The 21,233-nt window shown below is 64.1% G+C and carries 18 protein-coding genes; 10 read left to right on the top strand and 8 right to left on the bottom strand.

The window, feature by feature from the left end; all coding sequences use genetic code 11:
* Positions 1-13: 13 nt before the first annotated feature.
* From DY467_RS12015 to DY467_RS11995, 5 genes are read left to right on the top strand one after another with little or no spacing between them, the layout of a single operon-like run.
* Positions 14-304: a XapX domain-containing protein gene (locus DY467_RS12015; protein ID WP_164572664.1), complete on the top strand. Its 291-nt coding sequence runs from the start codon at positions 14-16 to the stop codon at positions 302-304.
* Positions 301-2,181 (top strand): amidohydrolase, encoded by a 1,881-nt coding sequence (locus DY467_RS12010; protein ID WP_164636271.1) that lies wholly within the window; start codon positions 301-303, stop codon positions 2,179-2,181. The genes DY467_RS12015 and DY467_RS12010 overlap by 4 nt, the downstream gene beginning before the upstream one ends.
* Before the next feature lies 1 nt (position 2,182).
* Positions 2,183-2,608, top strand: coding sequence for a DoxX family protein (locus DY467_RS12005; protein ID WP_164636270.1), 426 nt, complete (start codon positions 2,183-2,185; stop codon positions 2,606-2,608).
* A gap of 19 nt (positions 2,609-2,627) precedes the next feature.
* The gene (locus DY467_RS12000; RefSeq protein ID WP_164636268.1) at positions 2,628-3,548 is read left to right on the top strand and encodes a VOC family protein; all 921 of its coding nucleotides are present in this window, start codon (positions 2,628-2,630) and stop codon (positions 3,546-3,548) included.
* A 41-nt stretch (positions 3,549-3,589) separates the two neighbouring features.
* Complete coding sequence (locus DY467_RS11995; RefSeq protein ID WP_205502296.1) at positions 3,590-4,975, top strand: alginate export family protein; 1,386 nt, start codon at positions 3,590-3,592, stop codon at positions 4,973-4,975.
* Positions 4,976-5,047: 72 nt separating this feature from the next.
* On the opposite strand, the gene DY467_RS11990 is transcribed toward DY467_RS11995, so the two are convergent.
* The 5 genes from DY467_RS11990 to DY467_RS11970 all read right to left on the bottom strand — a co-directional run bounded on the left by DY467_RS11990 (position 5,048) and on the right by DY467_RS11970 (position 13,198).
* A complete protein-coding gene (locus DY467_RS11990) occupies positions 5,048-5,890 on the bottom strand; it encodes an alpha/beta fold hydrolase (RefSeq protein WP_164636264.1) in 843 nt (280 codons plus the stop codon).
* A 213-nt stretch (positions 5,891-6,103) separates the two neighbouring features.
* Positions 6,104-6,802 (bottom strand): alpha/beta fold hydrolase, encoded by a 699-nt coding sequence (locus tag DY467_RS11985; RefSeq protein WP_164636262.1) that lies wholly within the window; start codon positions 6,800-6,802, stop codon positions 6,104-6,106.
* Positions 6,803-6,965: 163 nt separating this feature from the next.
* Positions 6,966-12,104, bottom strand: a complete 5,139-nt coding sequence (locus DY467_RS11980) for a trifunctional serine/threonine-protein kinase/ATP-binding protein/sensor histidine kinase (protein ID WP_164636260.1) — start codon at positions 12,102-12,104, stop codon at positions 6,966-6,968.
* Positions 12,091-12,477 carry a response regulator transcription factor gene (locus tag DY467_RS11975; RefSeq protein ID WP_164573414.1) on the bottom strand — a complete coding sequence of 129 codons (387 nt, stop codon included), beginning with the start codon at positions 12,475-12,477 and terminating at the stop codon, positions 12,091-12,093. Before DY467_RS11975 ends, DY467_RS11980 begins: the two co-directional genes overlap by 14 nt.
* Positions 12,478-12,565: 88 nt before the next feature.
* Positions 12,566-13,198 carry a response regulator transcription factor gene (locus DY467_RS11970; RefSeq protein WP_164636258.1) on the bottom strand — a complete coding sequence of 211 codons (633 nt, stop codon included), beginning with the start codon at positions 13,196-13,198 and terminating at the stop codon, positions 12,566-12,568.
* A 319-nt stretch (positions 13,199-13,517) separates the two neighbouring features.
* On the opposite strand from DY467_RS11970, the gene DY467_RS11965 reads away from it, so the two are divergent.
* A complete protein-coding gene (locus tag DY467_RS11965; protein WP_246701528.1) occupies positions 13,518-14,045 on the top strand; it encodes a helix-turn-helix domain-containing protein in 528 nt (175 codons plus the stop codon).
* Positions 14,046-14,064: 19 nt separating this feature from the next.
* On the opposite strand, the gene DY467_RS11960 is transcribed toward DY467_RS11965, so the two are convergent.
* Entirely contained in the window at positions 14,065-15,990 is a 1,926-nt protein-coding gene (locus tag DY467_RS11960; RefSeq protein WP_164636254.1) for a sigma 54-interacting transcriptional regulator, read from the bottom strand.
* A 161-nt stretch (positions 15,991-16,151) separates the two neighbouring features.
* On the opposite strand from DY467_RS11960, the gene DY467_RS11955 reads away from it, so the two are divergent.
* The 4 genes from DY467_RS11955 (at position 16,152) to cynS (ending at position 19,952) form a co-directional block, all read left to right on the top strand.
* Entirely contained in the window at positions 16,152-17,540 is a 1,389-nt protein-coding gene (locus tag DY467_RS11955; protein ID WP_107344078.1) for a CmpA/NrtA family ABC transporter substrate-binding protein, read from the top strand.
* Positions 17,541-17,688: 148 nt separating this feature from the next.
* Complete coding sequence (gene ntrB / locus DY467_RS11950; RefSeq protein ID WP_107355279.1) at positions 17,689-18,528, top strand: nitrate ABC transporter permease; 840 nt, start codon at positions 17,689-17,691, stop codon at positions 18,526-18,528.
* 5 nt (positions 18,529-18,533) lie between these two features.
* Positions 18,534-19,418, top strand: a complete 885-nt coding sequence (locus DY467_RS11945) for an ABC transporter ATP-binding protein (protein WP_107344080.1) — start codon at positions 18,534-18,536, stop codon at positions 19,416-19,418.
* Positions 19,419-19,463: 45 nt separating this feature from the next.
* A complete protein-coding gene (cynS, locus tag DY467_RS11940; RefSeq protein ID WP_164636252.1) occupies positions 19,464-19,952 on the top strand; it encodes a cyanase in 489 nt (162 codons plus the stop codon).
* A gap of 270 nt (positions 19,953-20,222) precedes the next feature.
* Here cynS and DY467_RS11935 read toward each other — a convergent pair whose 3' ends face one another.
* Complete coding sequence (locus DY467_RS11935) at positions 20,223-20,621, bottom strand: DUF2023 family protein (protein WP_246701527.1); 399 nt, start codon at positions 20,619-20,621, stop codon at positions 20,223-20,225.
* Positions 20,618-21,100 (bottom strand): flavodoxin FldA, encoded by a 483-nt coding sequence (gene fldA, locus DY467_RS11930; protein ID WP_164636248.1) that lies wholly within the window; start codon positions 21,098-21,100, stop codon positions 20,618-20,620. Before fldA ends, DY467_RS11935 begins: the two co-directional genes overlap by 4 nt.
* Positions 21,101-21,233: the final 133 nt, after the last annotated feature.

The following is a 21,233-nucleotide window of genomic DNA, read 5'->3' as shown; positions in this document are numbered from 1 at the left end:
CGGGGAGAGCACGATGAAAGTATATCTGCTGTCGCTCGGTGCCGGCCTGTTGGTCGGCATCATCTACAGCTTGCTCAACGTGCGCTCGCCCGCGCCTCCGCTGGTGGCGCTGATCGGACTGCTCGGCATTCTGGCCGGCGAGCAGATCGTGCCGGTGGCGCGCCAGATCATCTCCGGCCACAGCCTCGCGGCCGCATGGCGCGACGCCAGGTGCACGCCGCACATCTTCGGCATGCTGCCGGGCCGCCGCGCCGCTGAGACGTCCTCAACTTCCGAACCGCACCAGATGGAGAAGCACTCATGAGCACCGCGCCTGATATCATCCTGCATCGCGGCCTGTTCACGACGCTGGACCGGAGCAACCCGACCGCCAGTGCGGTGGCGATTTCGGGCGGGCGGTTCACGGCGGTCGGGCACGACCGCGATGTCTTGCCGCTCGCTGGTCCGTCGACCCGCGTGGTCGATCTGAAGGGTCGGCGGGTGCTGCCTGGTCTGATCGACAACCATCTGCACATCATCCGCGGCGGCCTGAACTTCAACATGGAGCTGCGCTGGGACGGCGTCCGTTCGCTCGCCGACGCGATGAACATGCTGAAGCGCCAGGTGGCGATCACGCCACCGCCGCAATGGGTGCGCGTCGTCGGCGGCTTCACCGAGCACCAGTTTGCCGAAAAGCGGCTGCCGACGATCGACGAACTCAACGCGGTGGCGCCGGACACCCCGGTGTTCCTGCTGCATCTGTATGACCGCGCCATCCTCAACGGCGCGGCGCTGCGCGCGGTCGGCTACACTAAGGATACGCCGGAGCCGCCCGGCGGCGAGATCACCCGCGATGCCAACGGCAATCCCACGGGCCTGCTGCTCGCCAAGCCTAATGCCAACATCCTCTACGCGACGCTGGCGAAGGGGCCGAAGCTGCCGTTCGATTATCAGGTCAATTCCACCCGCCACTTCATGCGCGAACTGAACCGGCTCGGCGTCACCGGCGCGATCGATGCTGGCGGCGGCTTCCAGAACTATCCCGACGATTACGCGGTGATCCAGAAGCTCGACGAAGAGGGGCTGCTGACGATCCGGCTCGCCTATAATCTATTCACGCAGAAGCCGAAGGGCGAGAAGGACGACTTCCTCAACTGGACCAAGGCCTCCAAATACAAGCAGGGCAACGACTACTTTCGGCACAACGGCGCCGGCGAGATGCTGGTATTCTCGGCCGCCGACTTCGAGGATTTCCGCGTGCCGCGTCCGGATATGCCGCCGGAGATGGAAGGCGAGCTCGAAGAGGTGGTGCGCATCCTGGTGCAGAACAAATGGCCATGGCGTCTGCACGCGACCTATGACGAGACCATCTCCCGCGCTCTCGACGTGTTCGAAAAGGTGAACCAGGACACGCCGCTCGACGGGCTGCACTGGTTCTTCGATCATGCCGAAACGATTTCGGATCGCTCGATCGACCGGATCGCGGCGCTCGGCGGCGGCATCGCTGTGCAGCACCGGATGGCGTACCAGGGCGAGTATTTCGTCGAGCGCTACGGCTTCGGCGCCGCGGAGGCGACACCGCCGGTGAAGCGTATCCTCGACAGCGGCGTCAAGGTCTCGGCCGGCACCGATGCGACCCGGGTCGCGTCCTACAATCCGTGGGTGTCGCTGTCCTGGCTGGTGACAGGCCGCACTGTGGGCGGCCTGCGGATCACGCCGCAGCGGAACTGCCTCGACCGGGAGACCGCGCTGCGGATGTGGACCGAGAACGTCACCTGGTTCTCCAACGAGGAAGGCAACAAGGGGCGCATCGCCGTCGGCCAGCTCGCCGATGTGGTGGTGCCCGACCGCGACTATTTCTTCTGCAGTGAAGCCGAGATCGCCGACACAACCGCGCTGCTGACGATGGTCGGCGGCAAGGTAGTGTATGGCGCCGGCGAGTTCGCTGCTCTCGACGACAGTGCGCCGCCGCCGGCGATGCCGGACTGGTCGCCGGTGCGCCGGTTCGGCGGCTATGCGGCCTGGGCGGACGACCAAAATGCCGCCGGCAAGGTCGCGGTACAGGCGATGACGTCGTGCGGCTGCGCCAACAGCTGCACGCTGCATGGCCACGATCACGCCACCGCGTGGTCGAGCAAGCTGCCGGTCTCCGATCTCAAGAGTTTCTGGGGCGCGCTGGGCTGCGCTTGCTGGGCGGTGTGAGGTGAGGCCGGCTGACGAGCCGAGGTGGGCGGCGACGATCCTGTCGTCGCCGCTGCTCTGGCACGCCGCGCGCTTCGCGCTGGTGTCCGCCTATCTGCTCGGCGGCGTGGTGAAGCTGTTCGACTTCGCCGGGGCTGTGGCCGAGCAGCAGAGGTTCGGCCTGCATCCTGGCTGGCTCTGGGCAACGCTCGCCATCATCGTTGAACTGGGTGGCTCGCTTCTGCTGCTCGCTGATCGGCTGGTCTGGTTTGGTGCCGGCGCGCTTGGCGTCCTGACCTTCGTGGCGATGCTTACGGCGAATGCGTTCTGGTTCGCGCCCGCAGCGGATCGTGGGATGCAGGCAAACGCCTTCTTCGAACATCTCGGACTGATCGCCGGCCTGGTGCTGCTGGCGATGCTGTCCGACCAGCGGCGATCGACATCCTGATATTGGCGAGGAGACTTCTGTGAAACAGCTCTCGAAATCCGTCTTGTTGCTGGCGATCGCCGCCGTCCTGAGTTCGCCGGTGACAGCGAAGGACGCGCGCCATGCCAACCCATCGGTTGCGGTCGCGCCGCAATACGACACCACGCATGTCTATGTGTCACCCGAGGACGTCGATAGATTCGTGGCGAGCTTTCTCGCCACCTTCGGCGGCAAGAGCACCAAGCAGGTGGTCGCAACCGTGACGCCGACGCCGAGCAGCACGACCTCGCAGTTGCTGCAGACCCCGGTGGGCACGGTGTCGTTGTTCGGTTTCAAGACACCGATCCCGTACCCGTTCGGCGCTGAGCGCAACGGCTATCTGGTCAGTGATATCGATGTGGCGATCAGGCAGGCGCGCGCCGCGGGCGCGTCCGTGATCGTGTCGACCTTCCCGGATCCGATCGGACGCGATGCGGTGGTACAGTGGCCCGGCGGGGTCAACATGCAGCTGTACTGGCACACGACCAAGCCGGACTATGCCGCTTTCACCTCGGTCCCGGAGAACCGGGTGTATATCGCGGCCGATCGGGCCGAGGCGTTCGTGCGCAGCTTCGTCAAGTTCTCGCATGGCCAGATCGTCTCGGAGAGCAGCGCGGCGTCCGGCGCCGAGGTGGGCAAGTCCGACGCCAAGATCAAGCGGATCCGGATCGAGTCCGCATTCGGCAAGATGACCGTGTTCGTCACCGACGGGCATTTGCCGTATCCTTACGGACACGAGACCACCGGCTATGAAGTCGCCGATCTGGAGACGACGATGGCCAAGGCGAAGGAAGCAGGTGTGACGGTGCTGGTGCCGCCTTATTCGTTCGAGGACCGCAAGGCCGCGATGCTGCAATTCCCCGGAGGCTACGTGGCGGAGATCCACGCCGCGGCGCAGCGGCACGCGGCAGCGGCCGAGTGACGGCCGGCGGAGGGCGCGGGGAAGTTCGGCGCGCGGCGCGCTTGCGCTTCGTGCTGCTGGCCTCCGTCGCGCTCATCGCCTTCGGCGGTCTCGCCCGCGCGGCCGACGATGCGCCGGCGCGGCCGGCGATCCAGTCCAACCGCTGGGCCGAGGATTGGTCGGTGCTGGCCGATCCGAAGCTGCGGACCGAGCCGTTCGACTGGCTGAAATATGTGCCGCTGTGGGTGTCTGATCCGAAGAGCTATGTGTCGTTCGGTGCCAATCTGCGCGAGCGGTTCGAGTTCAACGATGCCCCGGCGTTCGGTACCGGCGGCAATGCCCGCGACAGTTACGTCATCCAGCGGCTGCAGCTCCACGCCGATGTGCATTTCGATGCCAACTGGCGGGCGTTCGTCCAGCTCGAGGACGATCGGGCGTTCGACAAGTTGAACGTGACCTCGGTCGATCAGGATCGGGTCGACCTGCGGCTGGCGTTTCTCGAATACACCAAGCAGTTTTCCGGCGGACTGCTCAAGGCCCGCGTTGGCCGGCAAGACTTTGCCTTCGATCTGCAGCGCTTCGTTTCGTCGCGCGACGGCCCCAACGTGCGGCAATCGTTCGACGCGGTGTGGGCCGATTGGGAGACCGGCACCTGGCGGTTCATCGGCTTCGTCAGCCGGCCGGTGCAGTATTTCGACGAGAGCCCGTTCGACGACCGCTCGTCTGATCAGTTCCGCTTCAGCACGCTCCGCATCGAACGTAAGGTGCTCGGCGACAACGAGCTATCAGGCTATTACTCGCTGTATGAACGTGCCGGCGCGCGCTATCTCGATGCCTTCGGTGATGAACGCCGGCACATCTTCGACGTCCGCTTTGCCGGCAAGCAAGGCCCGCTCGATTGGGACCTCGAGGCGATGGGGCAGACCGGGCAGGTGGGGGCCTTCGCTGCACGGGCCTGGGCGGTGGGTGCCCGCGCCGGCTACACGCTGCCCGCCGCCTGGCAGCCGCGGCTCGGGCTGCAGTTCGATGCGGCGTCTGGTGACGATCACCCGAAAGACGGTGTGCTCGGCACCTTCAATCCCTTGTTCCCGAACGGCTATTACTTCACGCTGGCTGGCTTCACCGGCTATTCGAACCTCGTTCATCTCAAGCCGTCGATCACCGTCTCGCCGGCAAGCCGGCTCAAGTTGATGGCGGCGGTTGGTCTGCAATGGCGCGCGACCACGGCGGACGCGATCTACGTTCAGCCGAGTGTGCCGGTGGCCGGCACCGCAGGGGCCGGCAGCGCTTGGACCGGCGCTTACGGCCAGCTCCGCCTCGACTACGCCTTCGATGCGCATCTCACCGGCGCGATCGAAGCGGTGCATTTCGAAGTCGGCGACACCATCCGCACCGCCGGTGGCCGCAGCAGCGACTATCTCGGCGCACAATTGCAATACGGCTGGTAGACGTCCGGCAATAAGCAACGGCCCGGCGCGACGATGGGTCGGACCGGGCCGCGGTTTGGTTATCGCGGAGTTTTATTCCTTCACGAACGCCAGCAGGTCGGCGTTCAGCACGTCGGCATGGGTGGTGAGCATGCCGTGCGGATAGCCCGGATAGGTTTTCAGCGTGCCGTTCTTCAGTAGCTTGACCGACAGCTTCGCGGAGTCCTCGATCGGCACGATCTGGTCGTCCTCGCCGTGCAGCACCAGGGTCGGGACGGTGATGGCCTTCAGATCGTCGGTCTGGTCGGTCTCGGAGAAAGCTTTGATGCCGTCATAGTGGGCCTTGGCGCTACCCATCATGCCCTGGCGCCACCAGTTGTTGACGACGCCCGGCATCGTCTTCGCATCAGGTCGGTTGAAGCCGTAGAACGGCCCGGCCGGGACATCGAGGAAGAATTGCGCGCGATTGCCGGCGAGCGCTTTGCGGAATCCGTCGAACACCTCGATCGGCAGGCCGCCGGGGTTCTTCTCGGTCTTCAGCATCAGCGGCGGCACGGCAGAGACCAGCACGGCCTTGGCGACCCGGCCCTGCGGCTCACCGAACTTGGCGACGTAACGCGCGACTTCACCGCCGCCGGTCGAGTGACCGACATGCACGGCCTTCTTCAGGTCGAGATGCTCGGCGACGGCGGATGCGTCGGCCGCGTAGTGATCCATGTCGTGGCCGGTGTCGACTTGAGACGAGCGGCCATGGCCGCGCCGATCATGAGCGACCACGCGATAACCGTTGGCCAGGAAGAACAGCATCTGTGCGTCCCAATCGTCGGACGACAGCGGCCAGCCGTGATGAAACACGATCGGCTGGGCCTGCTTCGGGCCCCAATCCTTGTAGAAGATGTCGACGCCGTCCTTGGTCTTGACGAATCCGCTGCTCATTCGTTGGTCTCCTTGTGAAGGTCGCTGAGGGTGGGCCGGCTGTGCGATCGCGGTGCTGGGAAGAAGAGCGACGCAGGCGGCACCCACGATTGCATCACGCCGGGTGATGTGGAGAGCGCGGGAGGGCAGCGCTCGTGACGATCCCGGCACATTGTCGTGATCAGGAGTGCTCATCGGTGGTCTCCAGGTTGAGAGGCTTTGCAGCGCATGGACTTAGCCCGCCACTGTGCGGACGGCGTCGAGGATCACGTCAGCGACGGCCTGCGGCTGCGACAAAATGGACAGATGGCTCGCCTTCAGCTCGGTGGTCTTGGCCTTCAGGCGGACGGCGAGTTCGCGTTCGAGCTCGACGCTGACGATGCGGTCGTCGGTCGAGACGATGTACCAGTTCGGCCGGGTTTCCCACGCCGCCTTGCTGATCTTGTCGCCGAAGGTGGTGGTCGGCAGCTGCGGCTGCAGCACCGCCAGCACGCGCGCTTCGTCTTCCGAAAGATCCTGCGCGACGTCGTTGACCCATCCTGCTTCGCTGAGCTTGAGATGGCCGTGGCCGTCATCGACGATCTGGCTCAGGCCCGGCGGCGACGGATGCGAGCCGACGAGATCGCCGACGGATTCGCCGACCTTCGGCGGCAGGGCCGCGACGAATACCAAGGCTTTGACCTTCGGGTCGTTGCCAGCTTGGGTAATCACCGCGCCGCCCCAGCTATGGCCCACGAGCACGACGTCGCCCTGAATGCTGTCGAGCACGATCCTGGTGGCTTCGACGTCCGCGGCGAGGGATGTGGTCGGATTTTGCACCGCGACCACTGGGATGCCCTGGCGGAGGAGATAAGGGATCACGAGCCGCCAGCTCGAACCGTCGGCCCAGGCGCCATGCACCAGCACCACTGTGGGAGAGGATGAATTGGGCATTGCGTGACTCCTCATTGAGACCGTATCTCGGCGACCTTGATCTAAGGCGTATGTGCCGGCGGCTCTTGTCGGTTCGCACGAGAACTTGGATGTTCGGATGATGGACGCGCGTCCTCGTCCGGCACGCACTTGCCGCGGCGAGAGCGAGCCGTGCCAACCGGACTTAAGCTGATCGCGGGAGCGTGAACTGAAAACGCGCACCGTGCGGCTTCAGTGACGTAGCGAGCAGCCGGCCGCCATGGGCTTCGACGATCGATTTACTGATCGAAAGGCCCATGCCCATGCCTTGCGGCTTGGTCGTTACCAGCGCCTCGAACAGCTGATCGATCCGGTCTTCATCGAAGCCGAGACCGTTATCCGTCACGCTGACGGTGACGCTGCCCGGATCGCTGGTGTTGCTGGCGACCGTCAGCACTCGGCGGCCTTCGATCGTCGCCATCGACTCGATTGCATTCATCGCGAGGTTGAGCAGCACCTGCTGGAGCTGAACTTTGTTGCCGAGCACGACCGCGTCACCACCACCGAGCCGGAACTCGAGATGAATGCTGTGATGGCGCAGCTCGCTCTGGATAATCGACAGAATCTCCCGGGCCACGTCGTTGATGTCGAGCGGAGCCATTTGTGGCGACGCTTTCACTGCAAGCCCGCGGATGGTCTGAACCACGTCCGCGGCACGCCGGCCGTTTTCGATCACCCGGCTCGCCGCGTTCTTGGCCTCGTCGATCGACGGCTGTTCGTTGTTGAGCCAGCGTAGGCAGACGTCGGCATTTGTGATGATCGCGGTGAGGGGCTGGTTGATTTCATGAGCGATCGAGATCACCAGTTCGCCGATGGCAGTCAGGCGCGACATCCGCATCAATTCGGACTGCGATTTTTGCAGCGCGTCGACCAGCGCGTCCTTCTCTTCCAGGAAAGCGTTCTTCAGCGACATCGCCGCCTGTGAGGACAGCAGCTTGAGCACCGACAGTTTGCCGGGCGTGAACACGCCGGCGGCGAGATTGTTCTCCAGAAAGATGATTCCTATCAGCTTGCTGCGCTTCATCAGCGGGAGGCACAGGACTGATCGCGCCTTCAGCCGGGCCACATAAGGGTCATCAGCAAACCGGCTGACAAGAGCGTCGTCGATCGTGATGGCCTCGCCGGTGCGGGCGACGAAGTTGACGATCGATCGAGGCAGTTCGTCTGTCGATGCGATGTCGTCGCGCAGGACGACCTCGATTCCGGCCTCTGCGGTCCTGGCTTCGGCCCGGATCGACAGTTCGTCGTCCTGTGGCAGGATCAGCAGGCCTCGCTGCGCGCCCGCGTGCTCGAGCACCAAGGTCATCAGGGTTTCCATCAGCCTCGGCACGCCGGATTCGTTGGAGACCGCCTCGGAGGTGCGCAGCACGGCGGCGAGATCGAAGCTCTCGGCGATGCTTGAAGGAACTTGAGCCGATGCGGAAAGCGCGGCGACGACGTCCGGATACAGGCGATCGATCTGGGCTGCCTTGGCGAACGCGCCCCATTGCTGATAGCCGTCGCGCGCCTTGGCGAGATGGGCGTGGTAGGCGGTGTCGAGGCCCTGCTGCCGGCAGAAGCATGCGGCCAGTTCGTGGGCGATGGCTTCGACCTGCGAGACCCGGCCGCGGTGCGACGACGAGATCGCCTGCTGATACAGCCGCAGCGCTTCGAACGGGCGGTGCTGCAGCCGCGCGATTTCGGCTTCCAGCAGCGCCCGCGCTCCTTTGTAGTTCTCGGAATTATGGATTTCCCAGGTGGCCATTTGCCGATGTGCGTCCGCCAGCAGTTCGGCGAGTTCGGCATACGGCGCGGGCGGCGTACGCGAGTCCATGTTGGCGGCGCTGATCACGCCGACATAGAAATAGTATATCGAATATTCATGGTGGCCGACGGTGCTCCACAGCAGCGGCTGAGCCTTGCGGAGCGCTGCGAATGCCGCAACGTAATCACCGGCGAAATACAGCGCCTGCATCTTGCGGATCCAGAACCAGCACAATGCGATGTCCAGGCTGCGGTTCGCCGCCAGCTCGCGGGCGAATTGCTCTTCGTCGAAGCCCTCACTGCTGAGCGAGCCCAAGGCGACGGTCTCGCCGCGCAGCGATCGCAGGAACTGCAGCTGTGTGGTGATGATGTGGACGATCAGGCCGAACTTCGCCCGCTTCATCAGCGCAAGCCGGGCGGAGGCCTCGACTTCGACTTCGTCGAGCGGATCGCCGGCCGACAGCCGGTTGGTGATCAGGGTGCACGACGAGAAACCCGCATAGGTCAGATCGCCGGTCTCGTTGGCCTCCTCGAAAGCGCGCCGCAGATAGGGCTGCGCCTCGTGCAGGGGGCGAGCCCAAGGCAACACATGGGCGCCGTAGGTCAGGTGGACGCGCGCCTTGTATTGGCCGAAGCCGCGGGTTTCGACCAGGCATAGCCCGAGGTCGCCAAATTGGAGAGCGGCGGCGTAGTCGCCGAAGCAGGGGCCGACGACCATGCCGAGATACGCATAGGCGAGGGCGGAAGCATCCGTGTTGCCGTGCTGAATGCTGAGATTGGCCATCCGGCACAGCAGCAGGCATACCAGATTGAGATCGGTAAAGAACGCCGGCGCCAGCGCCGCCGTCATCACCGACAGCGCTGCCGATCGAGGACGATCGCTCGAAATCGGAAGGTCGAGCAGGGAGTCGATACTGCGGCCGCCGAGGCGCTGGGTCAGCAGTTGGTATTCGGCGCTCGCCTCCTGGCGGTCCGGATGCCGCGACCAGACGATGCCGACGCCGCGCAAATAGGCGAGACACGCCTCGATTGCGAGGTCGCTGCGATCCATCGCGGTGTGGAGCGTGATCTGAAGCGCGACCACGGCAGCAATCGCGATTTCGCCACGTGCTTTGGTGACGAGATCGCGCAGCCGCTGTTCTGCTTCGGTCAGGGCGCCGGTCAGAAACTCGCACTCGGCGAGCTGATATTCGACGTCGTAGGCCAGATCGGGCTGCTCGGCCCATCGATTTTCGCCGAGCAGGGTGAGCGCTGCCGCGAGGTAGACCCGCGCCGAACTGTAGGCGATCGCCTTCTTGGCGACGCGGCCAGCTTTCAGATTGTAGCCGGCGGCCAGCACCATCTCCGAGCGGGATGACAGGAGCGACGTCCCGAGATTGTAGTGATTGGCGATGCTGAACAAGGCGTCGGACGAGCTCGGAACGGAATTGGCAAGGTGTCTGGCGATCGCCAGATGCTCGGCCGGCAGATCCGAAGGATCGATCAGCCGATAGGCGGCTTCGCGCACGCGGTCATGCACGAACCGGTAATCGTTCTCGGTACGCAGCAGCAGTTCGTTGGCGACGAGGTCCTGCAGCGCGCCGTGGACTTCCTCCACGGTGATGTCGCGGAGCTGCGCCAGCAGGCAGGCTTCAGCGTTCATACCGAGAGCGGAGAACGTCTGCAGCACGTCTCGGGTGCGGGAGGGGAGCCGGTGGAGCTTGCGGCTCATCAGATCGACAACGTTGTCGGTGAAGCCCTTCTGGTCGATCAGATCGATGTTCCAGATCCACTCGTGATGCAGCAGATGGAAGCTCAAGAGCTGTTCGTCGACCAGGGACGAAAAGAACTGAATCGCGAAGAATGGATTGCCGCCCGTCTTGCGATGGATCAGTTCTGCCAGCGGGACGACATGGTCGGCCTCGGCGCGCAGCACGTCGGCGACCAGCGCGCAGATGTCGTCTGCGCTGAGCGAAGCGAGGCGGATCTCCTCGATATGCGACACGCTGCGCCGGATCTCCGCCAGCGCGCATGAGAGCGGATGGCTGTCGTCCACTTCATTATCGCGGTAGGCACCGACGACCAGAAGATGACGGGTGTCGATGTTCTGCGCGAGCCGTACCAGAAATTCGGAGGTCGCCTTGTCGAGCCATTGCAGGTCGTCGAGGAACAGCACCAGCGGATGCTCGGCACGTGCGATCGCGGCGAGGAAGCGGGCCAGCACAGCTTCGAACAGGCTCTTGCTCTCCTGCGGCGGCAACTCCGGCAGCGGCGGCTGATCGCCGATCACCAAGGCGAGGTCTGGGACCAGATTGACCATCAGCTCGCCGTGCTCGCCGACCGCGTCCTGCAGCGTGATGCGCCAATGGTCGAGCGTCGCGGAGTCGAGGCCGAGGATCTGGCGCGCCAGGGAGCGAAAGGCTTGGGCCAGGGTGGCGAATGGGATGTCGCGCTTGTACTGATCAAACTTGCCGGCGATGAACCAGCCATTGGTCGGCGCAAGGCTCTTGCGCAGCTCGTTGACCACCGATGATTTGCCGGCGCCGGAATATCCTGAGATCAGGACCCATTCGGTGGAGCCGGTCGAGGCGGCGCGATGATAAGCGGACAGGATCACGTTGATCTCGGCTTCGCGGCCGTACAGCTTCTCCGGCATCCGGACGATGCCGGCGGCGTCGTGCTCGGTCAGACGGACGCCGGCCGTTGTGCCGTTGGTCTCCCACGCCGCGAGGCAGGCCCGCAGATCGCGCTCGACGGCGAGCGCGGTCTGATAGCGGTCATCCGCTGACTTTTCGAGCAGCCGAAATGCAATCCGTTCGATCGCGGTGGTGGCCGCGGAAGCATTCGGCAGCGGGTTCGGTCGGCGGGCGATGTGATAGTGGATCCACTGGCCCGGGTTGGAGGCGAAGAACGGTAGGCTGCCCGAGGCTAGCATCTGGTAGAGCAGAATGCCGAAGACATAGAGATCGCTCCGCGCATCGATCGAGCGATTGAGCCGCCCGGTCTGTTCCGGCGACATGTAGGTCGGCGATCCGATCTCACTCCCTGCGATATCGGGACGTTCGCGGTTGAGCCGCGAGGCGCAGGCGAGACATGTCAACCAAACCCGATCGGACCGGTCGATCCAGACCGCGGCCGGATTCAGATTGCGGTGGATCAGGCCTTGGCCGTGAATGTGCCCGAGCGCCTGCGCGATGCCGATGCCCCAACGTAACAGCCGCGCCACCGGCAGCGGCTGCCCAAGCTTCTCGGACAGAGGCTGGGCGTCGTGGTCATCGATGATCAGTGCGGCGCGGCCGTCGATCATCACCATTTCGCGCGGGCGGAGGACGTAATCAGCATCGAGATCGCGGGTGAGGGCGAATTCACGGGCGAGCTGCTGCGCCGCTGGCGGATCGTCGAGATCGGCCATCACCACCAGGCTCGGTGGAGCCATGCTGTCGGCTTGGCGCCGAAAGACGCTCAAGCCGCCCTCGCGCCGCACCAACTCCATCGGGGCGTCGATCTGGTTCACGGCACCGATCCAGTTGTGGCGCTCGGCCTGCCAATCAGGCCCGGCCATCAGGGCCGGATGCCAGCGCGCGCTGAATGCAGTGTACCAGAGTTTCCGCGTCGAAAGGCTTGCTCAGGAATCCGATCGCGCCGAGGGCGCGGGCTCTGGCCTCGATCCGCTCGTCCGGGAACGCGGTGATGTAGATCACCGGCGGCGCGCCACCTTCGGCGGTCAGACGGGCATGGAGGTCGACGCCGCTGACTTCGGTCATCTGTACGTCGGTGATCAGGCAAGAGGTCGTCGAGCGGGCGTCGGAGGCCAGGAATTGCTGTGCCGATGCAAAGCCGCGCGCCGTGTGTCCGAGCGAGCGGATCAATCCTTCGATGGCGATCCGGACGTTTTCGTCGTCGTCTATCACCGTAACGATCTTGCCGATGGTCATTTCTGCCATCCTCAAGAGTGATGCAGCACGAGCCGACGTCGAGGGACTCTGGGGCACCCGTTCCTGCAATATAAGTCATACGATGGTTTTACGTTGCTTCCCCAGCGTGCGGCGCGAGAACTTCGGCCATTCGCACCAGATCGGCGAGTGATCGGGCGCCCATCTTTTTCATCACGCGGCCGCGATGAATCTTCACAGTGATTTCGCTCAGTCCGAGATCGGCGGCGACGTTCTTGTTCATCGATCCTGCGGAAACCATTTCGAAGATCTGTTTCTCGCGGGGGGTAAGAGCGTCGAAGCGTTGGGCGATCTCGTTGCGCTTGCGTTCGGATTCGCGGCGACGCCGATCGAGCTCGATAGCGGCGGATACAGCGTCCAGCATCTCCTGATCGCGGAACGGCTTGGTTAGGAAGTCAACGGCACCGGCCTTCATCCCGCGCACCGTCATCGGCACATCGCCGTAGCCGGTCATGAAGATGATTGGGATCCGGACTTCCAGACGGGACAGCATGTCCTGCAGGTCCAGTCCGCTGGTGCCGGGCAGGCGGACATCGAGGATCAGGCAGTTGGCATCGGGCGGAACACCGGTCGTCAGCAGATCCTGCGCCGATCCGAACAGCGCCACCCGATGCCCCACAGACCTGAACAGGCCTTCCAGCGCTTCTCTGATGCCGGCGTCGTCATCGACGACCACGATCAGGGGACTGGGGAGGGAAGCCATGAAAGGGGTCTGTGTCCTCTGCGATTCCGCACCGCCGAAATCTAATCAAGCTTCGGCGGACAATCCAGTTTTCAGCGCCGACGACGGCTTGGGCGGCGGCTGAAGGCGGCCGGCTACTCGGTTTCGTACCGAAAGCGCAATGTAAACCTTGGTTTACTCTCGGCGAAACCAATGCAGCACCGCAGCGCACCTTGGTCCGACTTCAGCGTGTCGCCGAATTGTCCTTCAATCAGCGGCAATGACAGCGAGCACCGCACCCAGAGCCGAAGCCATGTCCCGGTTAGCCAGCCCAAGCGAGGCTTTTGCGTGTCTGGCGGAGATGCTGCAGGAAGCATCCGACGCTGTCGAGGACGATCCGATTGCCGCTCGGGCCTGCTTGGCCCGGGCCACGATGCTGCTGCGCGAGGTCCAGGCCCGTCATGCGCCGGAGGCGTCCGCCGAACGTCCCGATCAGGCGCAGGCACTGGGGCTAGCACGCTGGCAGCTCAATCGTGTGCTGCTACATGTGGATCAGCATCTCGGAGAGAGCCTGCTGATCCGCGATCTGGCGCAACTGATCGGTCTCAGCCCCGGCCATTTTGCCCGCGCGTTTCGCCGCAGCACCGGCGTGGCTCCGCGCGGTTTTGTGCTTGAGCGCCGGGTCGCCCGCGCCAAGCAACTGATGCGGTCGACGGATCTGCCGCTTTCCGAGATCGCACTTGCCTGCGGATTGAGCGATCAGGCGCATCTTTCGCGCATCTTCCGCCGCTACACCGGGAATACGCCGAACGCCTGGCGCCGCGAATGGCACGACCGGCCCAGCTCCGCCGGGCGGCGCGACAACGAGCCTCGGTTGGCGTCGCTGTAACCTCGCACAGTCGATGCTGTCACGCCTGAGCGCGCGGCGAAGCGATGCCCAGCGCTTTGATCCGCGACGCCAGCGTGGTCGGCTTCATGTCCAGCATCGCCGCTGCGCCGTCGTCGCCAAACACCTTGCCTTTGCAGACGCGCAGCGCCGCGATGATGTTGTCGCGCTCCAGGCTGCGGACATCGGCCGCGGTCATCACCGCGGGGCGGGCGTCCGGCTTCTGACGGCCGCTGGCGGCCGAGGCATGGCCGCTGGCCGTTTCCGGCAGGTCGAGCCGCAGCCGGCCGTTCTGCGCCAGAATGGTAGCTCGTTCGATCACGTTTTGCAGTTCGCGGACGTTGCCGGGCCAGTCGTAGCGCATCAGGCGGCGGACATCGCCTTGCGACAGCCGCAGCTCGGCTTTCAGTTCGCGTGCTTCATTGGCGAGGAAGTGCTGCGCCAGCAGCGGAATGTCCTCGCGGCGATCGCGCAGCGGCACCGACTCGATCGGAAACACGCTGAGCCGGAAATACAGGTCCTCGCGGAAGTGGCCGCGCTGCACCTCTCGCTTCAGGTCGCGATTGGTTGCGGCGATCAGGCGGACGTCGACATTGCGGGTGCGCTCCTCACCGACGCGTTCAAAATTGCCTTCCTGCAGCACGCGCAGCAGTTTGCTCTGCAGCTCCAGCGGAATCTCGCCGACCTCGTCGAGGAACAGGGTGCCGCCATCGGCGAGCTCGAACCGGCCGATGCGGTCGCGCACCGCGCCGGTGAAGGCGCCGCGAGCGTGCCCGAAGAACTCGCTCTCGAAGAGTTCACGCGGGATTGCGGCGCAGTTGACCCTGATCAGCGGCCGGTCACGGCGCGTGCTGGCTTCGTGGATCGCGCGCGCGATCAATTCCTTTCCGGTGCCGGATTCGCCGGTGATGAGTACGGTTGCGGCAGTGGGCGCGACCAGCTTGACTTGGCGCAGCGTGGTCTGGATCGCCTCACTCTGCCCGATGATGCCGCGCGGATTGGTCTCGATCCGGATTTCTTCTTGCAGATAATCATTTTCGAGCTGCAGCCGCTCGCGCAGGCGGTCGACTTCGGCCAGCGCGGCGTGCAGCTTTTCGTCGGCCTCGTGGCGCTGGCTGACGTCGCGAAACACCACCACCGCGCCGACCACGCCGCCGCTGCGGTCGTGGATGGGCGTCGAAGTGTACTCCACCCAGACCGGCGTTCCGTCCTTGTGCCAGAACACTTCGCCGTCGACGGTATGTACCGCTCCGTCGCGAAACGCCGCGTAGATCGGGCATTGCTGGCCGGGATAGTGCCGTCCGTCATGATGGCTGTGATGCACCATGGCGTGCATCTCTTTGCCGACCAGCTCTTCGGCCGACCACCCCAGCATCCGCTCTGCCGCCGGATTGACGAAGGTGGTCTTGCCTTCGGCGTTGACGCCGTAGATGCCTTCGCCCGCCGCCCGCAGGATGAGCTGGTTCTCGCGCTCGATGTCTTGAAACACGCGCTCGACGCGCTGCCACGCCGGCAGTCCGTCGCGCATGTAGTCGTCGGCGACGGCGTCGACATAGCGCCGCCGGCGCTGCTCCAGATCGCTCATCGTCAAGAGCAGCAGCGAGCGACCGCGATACGGCAGCAGCTTGCCGGCGTATTCCAATCGAAGCTGCGTGCCGTCAGCGTGCAGCGGTGTCAGCGCGTGAGTCCAATAGGTGCCTTTGGCGAACACCGCCTGCGTAAATACCACGAGCGCAGGAAGCTGCGCGCCATGCAGCGCGCTGAACCGGGTCTGCAGCAGAGTGTCACGGTCGTGGCCGAGCAGGGCACTGGCGGCGCCGTTGGCATCGACGATCTGGTCGAGCGTCGGGTCGACCAGCAGCACGGCCTCGACGGCGCTGTCGAACACGGCGGCGCGCAGCGGCACATCGATGGCGGCGGCGAGCGAAGAGGGCGACGAGAGGTCCATCGGACCCTCCGAATTTTCGTAACTCGACTACGAGATCCCGTATATTACGAGATTTCGTATTCAGCAATCTGCCGAAACAGCCCATATCGTCGCATCTGGCGGCCATCCGGTGTTTGGCACACTCCTTGCGATCAGGACCTCGACGTCACGCAGGAGGTCCCATGTCTACGTTCGACAATCCGTTCGATCCCAATCGCCGGCTGCACACCACGGGTTGTAGTTGTGGTCGTCATGCTACCGAGGCCGAGCATGCTGCCGAGCAGGCCGCTGCGCTACAGAGCGCCGTGACGCAGGGCGAGGAGAAACGGTTCGAAGGCGTTGTTGCGTCCGCGGTGATGCGCGCAATGTTTCCGCAGGATGCCTCGCGGCGAGCCTTTCTGAAGTCGGTCGGTGCCGCTACCGCGCTCGCCGCGGTGTCTCAGTTCTTCCCGCTGCAGACCGCAACCGACGTGTTCGCCTCGGGTGGTCCCTTGGAAAAGACCGACCTCAAGGTCGGATTCATCCCGATCACCTGCGCCACGCCGATCATCATGGCGCATCCGATGGGCTTCTATGCGAAGTACGGCCTCAATGTCGAAGTCATCAAGACCGCTGGCTGGGCGGTGATCCGCGACAAGACTCTAAACAAGGAATACGACGCGGCGCACATGCTGTCGCCGATGCCGCTGGCGATCACGATGGGCGTCGGCTCCAATCCGATCCCGTACACCATGCCAGCGGTCGAGAACATCAACGGCCAGGCGATCACCCTGGCGATGAAGCACAAGGATCGCCGCAATCCGAAGGATTGGAAGGGCTTCAAATTCGCCGTTCCGTTCGACTATTCGATGCACAACTACCTGCTGCGCTACTATCTGGCCGAACATGGTCTCGATCCCGACGTCGACGTCCAGATCCGCGCTGTGCCGCCGCCGGAGATGGTCGCCAACCTGCGCGCTGACAACATCGACGGCTATCTCGCTCCCGATCCGATGAACCAGCGCGCGGTCTATGATGGCGTCGGCTTCATCCACATCCTGACCAAGGAAATCTGGGACGGCCACCCGTGTTGCGCCTTCGCCGCGTCGAAGGAATTCGTCACCACGATGCCGAACACTTACGGCGCGCTCCTCAAGTCGATCATCGAGGCGACCGCATATGCGCACAAGCCGGAGAACCGCAAGGAAATCGCGCAGGCGATCTCGCCGGCGAACTATCTGAATCAGCCGGCCATCGTGCTGGAGCAGATCCTCACCGGCACTTATGCGGACGGCCTCGGCAACGTCGTCAAGCAGCCGAACCGGATCGATTTTGATCCGTTCCCGTGGCAGTCGTTTGCGATCTGGATCATGACCCAGATGAAGCGCTGGGGGCAGATCAAGGGCGACGTCGACTACAAGACGATCGCCGAGCAGGTCTATCTCGCGACCGATACGGCGAAGCTGATGAAGGAGGCTGGCCTCGCGGCGCCCGACACCACCTCGCGGTCGTTCTCGGTGATGGGCAAGCCGTTCGATGGCTCCAACCCGGATCAGTATCTCGCCAGCTTCAAGATCAAGAAGGCCTCGTAAGGGACGGGGGCTGGCGGCGGTATGTTTGGATCTCCACCGTTGCCGGCCCGCGGCTCCCAGACGACGAGCGTCGCAACAGCGCCGCCGGTGGCTCCCCAAGCCGCAGCCACCGGCCTCTCGGTCCCGCACTGACACGACGGGTGATGTCATGACCAAATCACTACGCCTCCGCGCAGCGGTGGTCTCGCTGCTGCTGTTTGGCGGCTTCATCGCCGCCTGGCATCTGGCAACGCGCGGCAGCGGCGAGGTCGCCAAGATGAGCCCGGAATATGCGGCGCTGATGGGCGCCACCGCGACGCAGGGCAAATCGGCGATGCCCGGTCCATTCGAGGTCGGAGCCAAGCTGTGGGAGCACATCAAGCGTCCTTTCTACGACAACGGCCCGAACGACAAGGGGCTCGGCATTCAGCTCGGCTATTCGATTGCGCGGGTGATGACCGGCTATCTGTTGGCCGTGGCTGTCGCAATCCCGCTCGGCTTTCTGATCGGCATGTCACCGCTGATGAACAAGGCGCTCGATCCGTTCATCCAGGTGCTGAAGCCGATTTCGCCGCTCGCCTGGATGCCGCTGGCGCTCTACACCATCAAGGACTCCAGCCTGTCGGCGATTTTCGTGATCTTCATCTGCTCGGTGTGGCCGATGCTGCTGAACACGGCGTTCGGTGTCGCCTCGGTCCGCAAGGAGTGGATCAACGTCGCCCGCACGCTCGAAGTCGGCACCGTTCGCCGGGCTTTCACGGTGATCCTGCCGGCCGCGGCGCCGACCATTCTCACCGGCATGCGGATTTCGATCGGCATCGCCTGGCTGGTGATCGTCGCCGCCGAGATGCTCGTCGGCGGAACCGGTATCGGTTACTTCGTCTGGAACGAATGGAATAACCTGTCGATCGTCAACGTCATCATCGCAATCCTGCTGATCGGCGTGGTCGGGATGCTGCTCGACCAAGTGCTGGCGCGGTTCACCCGCATGGTCACATTTCCGGAGTGAGCCCCATGACCGACAAGTTCATTTCCGTCGAGGCGATCGCCAAGCGCTATCCGGCCGCGGGCGGGGGACAGACCACGATCTTCGAGAACCTTTGGCTGTCGCTGCCGCGCGGCGAATTTGGCTGCGTAATCGGCCACTCCGGCTGCGGCAAGACCACCGTGCTCAACATTCTCGCCGGCCTCGACCAGCCGACCGAAGGCGCGGTGATCGTCGACGGCCAGGCGATCGAAGGCACCAGCCTCGACCGCGCGGTGATCTTCCAGAGCCACGCGCTGCTGCCGTGGCGCACTGTGATGGGCAACGTTGCCTATGCGGTGTCGTCGAAGTGGCGCGACTGGGACAAGGCCAAGGTCCGTGCCCATGCGCAGCGCTTCATCGATCTCGTAGGTCTCACCGGTTCCGAGCACAAGCGTCCGTCCGAACTGTCCGGCGGCATGAAGCAGCGCGTCGGCATCGCCCGGGCGCTGTCGATCACGCCGAAGATCATGCTGATGGACGAGCCGTTCTCGGCGCTCGATGCGCTGACCCGCGGCTCGCTGCAGGACGAGGTACGCCGTATTTGCCTCGAGACCGGGCAGACCACCTTCATGATCACCCACGATGTCGACGAGGCGATGTATCTCGCCGACAAGATCTATCTCATGACCAACGGCCCCGGCGCGGTGATTGCCGAGATCGTCGAGAACCCGTTGCCGAAGGATCGCGCCCGGATCGACTTGCACCGGCATCCTTATTACTACGGGCTGCGCAACCACATCGTCGACTTCCTGGTGACGCGCAGCAAGACCTTCACCAGCACCAATCCGCACCACGATCCGCTGCACGTACCGGTCGTCCGGCCCGGCGTCGAGGACGCTGCGCTCGTGCCGCTGCAGGCGAACGCCCGCTGATCCCGATCACCCACCGATTCCCCACCTCACTCAAGGAGACCGACCATGAAGCGAGCCGAATTGACCGAGAAGCTGCTCGACATCAAGCGCGAGAAGGGCTGGACCTGGAAGTACATCTGCGAAACCATCGGCGGCCATTCCGAGGTGCTGATAGTCGGTGCGATCCTCGGCCAGATGAAGCTGACCAAGCCGCTGGCGGCAAAGGCGGCCGAGTTGTTCGGGCTGTCTGCGGTCGAGACCGCGATGCTCAACGAGGTGCCGATGCGCGGCGAGGGCATCACCATGCCGCCGCGTGACCCGTTGATCTACCGTTTCTACGAGCTGGTGATGATCAACGGCCCGGCCTGGAAGGCGCTGATCGAAGAAGAATTCGGCGACGGCATCATGTCGGCGATCGATTTCGACATGGTGATGGAACGGCTGCCGAACCCGAAGGGCGACCGCGTCAAGATCACGATGTCGGGCAAATTCCTCCCGTACAAATACTACGGCGCCACCGGCAACAACGCCGAATACGGCTTCAAGGAGGACTGAAGCGCGGCCGCTGCGCAATCCGCAGTGACGTCGCCGTTGGAAAATGAATGACCCCGAACATCATCGTCGTCCCCCGCGCAGGCGGGGGACCCAGTATTGCAGAGAGTTGTTCGTGAGCGCACGACGGATCAACCAGCGCTCTGGGATACTGGATCGCCCGCCTTCGCGGGCGATGACGTGAGGGGTGGGGTGCCCCTTCCCCTCACGGATAGCGCTTGCGGACCATGTCCGTGCACGAATGGTCGAGCGGCGATCAAGCGCCGCGGACCGTCAGTGGATCAGCACTGGCTCGCTCGGCGCCACGGTGTGGGTCGGTTCGGCGACCGCCTCGACCGTGTTGCCGCCGGCACGGGACAGAAAACGATGGCACTGCATTTCGCGGTCGTAGCCGAGCAGGATGCCCAGCATGAAGTCGTGCTCGGCCGACAGGTTGCACAGCGGGCCGGTCATGAAGCCTTGCACCGTGCGGACCGCGGAGGCGACGCCGAACACCACGTTGATGCGATGCTGGCAGGCTTCGTGGACGTGGTGAGCGATTCCGGCGGTACGCAGCCGTGCCACGATCGAGTTGGCCTCGACCGACGGAAGCGTCATCATCGCGAGCGGGCGTAGCCCCTTCGACAGCTCGTAGAGGTGGTGCTGGAAGATCTGCAAGGTCGCTGCGCTCATGTGAGACGATTGATCCATTCGGTGATCCTCTTTTCGGTCTTGGATGATTGGCCGTCCTCGTCGAGCGCGAGTCCGACGAAGCGGCCGTCACGTTCGGCTTTGGAGGCGGTGTAGTCGTAGCCTGCGGTCTCGGTGAAGCCGACCACGGTGGCGCCGCGCTCGACGACGTGGTCGTACAGCAGGCCCATTGCGTCGACGAAGCTGTCCGGATAGTTGGTCTGGTCTCCGGTGCCGAACAGCGCCACCTTCTTGCCAGCCAGATTGGCGGAGGTGAGCTTGTCGATGTTGGCCTCCCAGTCGGTCTGCAGATCCCCGAAGCCGTAAGTCGGCGCGCCGAGAATCAGTAGGCTGCAGCCCTCGAAATCTGCGGCTGATGCGGATTTGATATCGACGGCGCGGCCCTGCAGCCGCTTGGCGATCCGCGAGGCAACGGCGCGGGTCGCGCCGGCATCGGAGCCGAAAATCACATTGACGCTCATTGACGATGGGTCTTTCGCTGCAAACGATGAAACTGATAATTGTCAGGTGTCGGCCGTGCGACGCAGATGCGTTCGCATCACCGGGCAAGACTAATCGCTCGGTTGCGGACCAACAAATTGAACCGGTCCAAAA

This window comes from Rhodopseudomonas sp. BR0G17 (assembly GCF_010907025.1).
Taxonomy (GTDB): domain Bacteria; phylum Pseudomonadota; class Alphaproteobacteria; order Rhizobiales; family Xanthobacteraceae; genus Rhodopseudomonas; species Rhodopseudomonas palustris_H.
The sequence above is the reverse complement of the archived record's forward strand: the minus strand, read 5'-3'. Positions and strand labels throughout refer to the sequence as shown.